The following is a 5,470-nucleotide window of genomic DNA, read 5'->3' as shown; positions in this document are numbered from 1 at the left end:
AAATAGTAGGAGTCTTACTGAACTCCACCAGCAGATCAAGATCACTCTCCGGGGTGTGCTCACCACGCACATATGACCCGAATATTCCGATATAACTTACATTATAATCCTTTTTCAACTCCGGCAACATCTCATGGAGCTTTTTTCTGTAAGTTTCAACATCCGTATTAGCTGGCATTTCCATCTCAAGATATGTATTTCTGTGCTATATGTCATTTTTCATATGTATAAGTTCTCTGTTTCATTTCAATAATCTTATATTTCTTGAAACTGTTATTAGAATGGAATGCCACAGAAATATTGGAATGAATACTGTAAATATATGGATAAACACCTTGAGAGTTCATCATGGTCAGATAGAATCTATTTCTATTGTATTCTGTTTTTTTCCCTGGCATTGATATTTCTATCAGTCATAATCTGTATGCTAATTTTAGACACTTCAAATAACACTATTTTTTCTCAATACAACACCACTGAATTAAGGAACATGGGCTTCTTCGATAACGAGCGCTACCTCATCAGCGCCCTTGTACAAAGCCTTGCAGCTACCATCGCACTTGTGGTCTCTCTCAGCCTAATAGCAATACAATTTGCAGCCGAATCGCATTCTACCAGAATCATAGAGTTCTATAGAAGAAATCCTGATATGTTGATACTTATCGGTATCTACATTGTTGTCATTTTCTATGGTCTTGCTTTACTCAAGGTCATAGACATTGGTGTTGCAGATATCACCATGGAGACTGCTATTTATGTAGCTTATTTTTTGGGTTTCTTTGCATTTATATGTCTGATACCTTACATATGGAGTACTCTTGAGTTACTGAAAATTTCGACTGCTATCAAATGGTTAGAGAAAGACATAACCAAAGAGAATATTTTAGAAGCGTTGAAAGACAGTGATGACATCATTGAGAAAGACCCTGTACAGCCAATTATTGACATAATGAATAGTGCTTTTGAAAGAAATGACTACGAAACTGTAAGAAATGGTTTAAAAGTGATTAAGAAAAATACCATTGTCATACTTGAAAATCCCTTAGAAGAAAATGAAGAAGAAAAAATAATAGACTACATTATACAACATATAGCGGAATTTGGAATATATGGAGCTAACAAGAAAAAAGAAATCTTTGTTAGGAATATAATCATTAGTCTCTATGAAATTGGTATTAAAACAATAGAAAATGGGCGTAAATATTCTTTTAGCAAAGTTGCTACAGCTATTGGAGAAGTGGGTAAAAGAGCAGCAAAAAATGAACTAAAAATAACATTTGATGTTGTAACAAAATTAACAGATCTGACTAAAGAAGCGATTCAAAAGCAAGAATTTGAAGCCTCCGCACAAGCAGCAGTAAAAGGACTAAAAAATATATCAATTACTGCAGCAGAAAATAAGCTTGGAAAAACTGTTCTTAATGTTGTAAAAAGATTAGAAGAATTGTGGACACAAGCGATTGAAAGAAATCTTAAAATCTTCTCAGGAGAGGTTGCTGTAACATTAGGCTATATAGGTATAAAAGCTCTCAAAGAGGGCTTTCCAACTGTTGCTTCTGAGGCTGTAAGCATACTGAAAAATAAGGGAACTGTATCATTAGAACAAGAAAGCGATATAACAACTTCATGGACTATGGAAGCGCTTGGAAATATAGGAGCTCAAGCTGCAAAAAACAATTTTTTAGATATTTTATTGATGATTGTAGAAATACTAAATAATACTGCCATCAATTTGCCCAAAAAAAAGTATGGAGATGTCACATGGACAATAGTGAAAGCGCTTGAAAATATTGGGATAAAAGCAATCGAAGAGTCTACGGAAGAGAAAGTGTTGAAAGATATAATAGATAGTTTAGAATATATTGGAATTGAATCGGCTAAAGGAGGATTGGAATATAGTTTAAAAGAGATTAGAAGCAGGGTGGAAAGAGACATTGGAGATTTAGAAGTAATAAAAGTAGGCGTAGGTAGGGGAAAAGTTGGAGAGGAAACGAAAAGAATTCTTAGTTTATTTGCTACGAAAATGAAAGAAAGTCCAACAAACAAATACGAGAATTTAATACAGATAATTTTACTTTCTATCATGAAAATAGAAACATACGAAAAAGAAATAACTGATACCTAATTCCTGATTCACAAACATCCGTGCCAGCACTCTCAGATGGTCCTCGCTGAAAGAATCTAGTTTTTTGCGTTGAAGCACCTCGAACTCCACTCCAAAGTCACTTCCATTTTTTGACCTCTTCGAAGAAGCATTATTTTCAGATTTCTAAGTACAAAGCATAGAAAAATCAATATCATCTGACTAATGTGGTTTACTAGACCAAATAAACTGCCTATTATTTGGCCTGCTAGACCAAATAGAAAAAACCAAATCTTTACTGATGATATAAAAGATGGATGGTAGGAAAATAATTGTCAAACCCATCTGGAAATGGCTGCTGCAATGATAACAGGCATATGTATTGGGAATGTTGCAGAAAAACAATATATCAATTGAATCAGAGGAAGCATACCAGAATTCTCCACAATTTGCTGGCCTGGTGTAACAAAGGTGTGGCCATTTTTAAAAAATCTCCAGCTAAGTGCTTCACCCAGAACCTCTACAATCGACTAGTGTCACTTTTTCCATAGCAAAAACTCATAGCTTTGAATCTGTTCGTTCACCCGGGAGCATCCTGTGGATACAACAAGATACAAATATATCCTAAACATATCCTTGTCCTGTAATGCCTGAAGATAAAAGAAAAATCAATGCCTGGATACCCATAGAACTGTATGAGAAGGTAGTATCTGCAGGATATAGCAGTACTACAGAAGCCATTATTAAAGGATTAGAAATGCTATTCCAGGATACAAAAGGATCCAGCGAGGATAATTTAGAATACATCAAGGATATTCAATTACTGCATGCCGAAAATAAAACTTTGAAAGAACAGATCCTTAAAGCTCCAGATCCAGGAGAATATATCCAGCTTCATACACGATGTAATGAGCTACAAGAACACAACAGCACGTTAAAGAAGGATCTTCAAGATCTCAAGGATATGCATAATAATTATATGCTGCAGGTTCAAACACTCATTAATCAAAAGGCCATACAAGGACCCAGGAAAGCCCGGCCATGGTGGAAAATATGGTAGCAGCTCACTCTTGGGGTAATCTAAGCTTCTCTATTTTCGGTACACTTCCTGTTAGATCCAATATTACCGGGACTCCATTTTGTTCTGATATTTTTTTTGCAAAGCCGATATGCGAAACAACAATATCGGTGTCAGGGACTATAGAGAAAACGTGCCCATGAACAGTGCTTATTGCAACACTTCCCGGAGAAATAGCAAAACCCTCTATTTGATCCACATCAAACGAATATAATCTATTATTATCACTATCATATAGCCTTACATATACAGTATACGTTCACTCATCTCCTTTTGTGCTCTTATTAGACACTCTTTACTCATCACCGTTTTGTTCATGGGATTCGTAAGCATTCGTACACCATATTATGATGTACTACATCACGACATAATCAGTATCCCGTGCAATGTTCTTTTTTTAGGTGGTGGTAAAAATGAAATACATAACATTTGTGAAATATGAATGATAAAAAAGGATCATAGAAACTTGTATCTTAGCTGTTCTCTCCAGTGTTTCCAATATTGGACTAACCGAACTTTTGATTATTGATTCTCCCATTTCGCTTATATTAGCGTATCAGTGTTCTTACGTTCCTGTAACCACATATCCAGCCCTTCATAGAAGGCTTGCGGTCCTGGAACTGGCATTCTTATTAGGCAGGAGAGAATAATCTAATTATTCCCTTTTTCAAAATTTTTCCTGACCTTAATCCTCATCCACGAACATCCGCGCCAGCACGCCCAGATGGTCCTCGTGGAAGGGATCCAGTTCTTTGCGTTGCAACACCTCGAATTCCACGCCAAAGTCGCCTTCCAGCTTTTTGACCTCGTCCTTAAATACTTTCTTGGGACTGGCAACAGTATCAATGCTGCGGGATTTTATAGAAAGCATCAGATGGCCGTCCTCTTCTAAGAAGTATTTTGAGTTAAGAACGGCTATCTCAGCCTGGTTGGGCTGAGCAACGTCCTGGAAAATAACATCCACAGTTTCCACGATATGAGCATAAGATCTGGGCTGGTTGGCATCTGCGAGTAGAGGGATGATGTTAGGACGCTGGTCACAGAGCTTGATAAGATCGCGCATGGTGCGCGGAGAGAACTCTACAGCATACACCAGACCATCGGTCAGGATATCCGAGACATGGCTCACGGTCGTGCCGGATGCAGCCCCCAGGTACAGTACGTGGGAATCATGCTCAATGGGAATCTCAAAACTCTTGAGCACCATAGCACCGAGCTTGCTCCTGTGCGGATCCCACTGGCGATATTCCACACCATCCACATCCATAAGTCTCTCACCATATACGCTATGACCGGGAAAGAGATTGTGTGTGGCCAGTATCTTCCTGTCTTCCATGATCACTTCAAAGATACCGTCTGACAACTGCTCAATGCTCATGCAGGTCTGCCTCCCGATCTGTCACCTGTGCTCTTGCTGCCTTTGTTCATGCCACCTTTTTTCTGACCACCGCGCTTCTTAGCTGGCCTGCCGCCTACCCTTCCCGGACCCGGCTTTGTGACCTTCGTGGACTGTTTCTTAGGAGGCTCAGGGTGAGCTTTCCTGATAGCCTCCACCTTACGCTCAAGGTTTTCCTTGATCGAAGGGTCAGGTTTCCCGCCATAGACATCCATACGCGCCGCCAGACTTATCTTCGCTGCCAGTGCCCTAGCGATCTTACCCCTCTGCCACCACGGTGAACCCTTGATCAGCGGGTGATTGAAGATCACTCCGTGCTTTGGAGATGGCGCACGGGATCTCAGATGCTTGAAAAGTGCACTGGTGGCTCCGATGACCTGCACCGTACTTGAAGGAAAAGCCGCAAGCTTGTCCAATCCTCCGGCAAGGCTGATGAGCCTTGCACCCAGGGGAGCACCTGCTATATTTGTAAGATTAGGAGCCACTGCACCCATATTAGACATGATGTACTGTTCCAGTTGCTTGCGGGTATCGTAAACCCCACACAGGCTGGCTGCAAAATTGCGTAAAAGACCCTCATCCACCAGCGACAGCTCCGCACCCATGGAACTGCTGGCCTTTGCAAACATGTTATGATCTTCAGGCACATTTTCCCGGGAGCCAAACCTTGCCACGAACCTCGCCATGGACTCTGCCGTAAGCTCCAGTTCCGGGAAATACGCGCCATACCATTCAGAAAGCCTTTCAGAAAGCTCGTTGGCCGCTTTATCAATGTCATCCATGGCCTCCACAGCCTGGATGATGCGCTTATCATCGGTATCTGTCATGGATATCTGATGCTTTGCCGCTATTATGCATACTTCCCGCAGCAGCACGTCGTAATCCTCGTCAAGTTCAACAAAACCACAATCAA

At 40.3% G+C, this 5,470-nt stretch carries 6 protein-coding genes; 2 read left to right on the top strand and 4 right to left on the bottom strand.

What is annotated here, in order from left to right; genetic code table 11:
* The coding region (locus ACCM36_RS03805) for a nucleotidyltransferase family protein (protein WP_370572406.1) at nucleotides 1–130 on the bottom strand (130 nt) is incomplete at its 3' end.
* Between the two features lie 156 nt (nucleotides 131–286).
* Here ACCM36_RS03805 and ACCM36_RS03800 point away from each other — a divergent pair.
* The gene (locus ACCM36_RS03800) at nucleotides 287–2,125 is read left to right on the top strand and encodes a DUF2254 family protein (RefSeq protein WP_370572405.1); all 1,839 of its coding nucleotides are present in this window, start codon (nucleotides 287–289) and stop codon (nucleotides 2,123–2,125) included.
* 604 nt (nucleotides 2,126–2,729) lie between these two features.
* The gene (locus tag ACCM36_RS03795) at nucleotides 2,730–3,143 is read left to right on the top strand and encodes a hypothetical protein (RefSeq protein ID WP_370572404.1); all 414 of its coding nucleotides are present in this window, start codon (nucleotides 2,730–2,732) and stop codon (nucleotides 3,141–3,143) included.
* Between the two features lie 4 nt (nucleotides 3,144–3,147).
* Here ACCM36_RS03795 and ACCM36_RS03790 read toward each other — a convergent pair whose 3' ends face one another.
* The 3 genes from ACCM36_RS03790 to ACCM36_RS03780 all read right to left on the bottom strand — a co-directional run.
* Entirely contained in the window at nucleotides 3,148–3,360 is a 213-nt protein-coding gene (locus ACCM36_RS03790; protein ID WP_370572403.1) for a hypothetical protein, read from the bottom strand.
* Between the two features lie 486 nt (nucleotides 3,361–3,846).
* Nucleotides 3,847–4,539, bottom strand: a complete 693-nt coding sequence (locus ACCM36_RS03785) for a fibrillarin-like rRNA/tRNA 2'-O-methyltransferase (RefSeq protein ID WP_370572402.1) — start codon at nucleotides 4,537–4,539, stop codon at nucleotides 3,847–3,849.
* Nucleotides 4,536–5,470: NOP5/NOP56 family protein (locus ACCM36_RS03780; RefSeq protein ID WP_370572401.1), on the bottom strand; the 935-nt coding region annotated here is incomplete at its 5' end. The genes ACCM36_RS03785 and ACCM36_RS03780, both read right to left, overlap by 4 nt.

The sequence above is a fragment of the Methanomethylovorans sp. genome, from assembly GCF_041305605.1.
GTDB lineage: Archaea > Halobacteriota > Methanosarcinia > Methanosarcinales > Methanosarcinaceae > Methanomethylovorans.
Note: the sequence above shows the minus strand (reverse complement) of the source record. Positions and strands in the feature narration are given on the sequence as shown.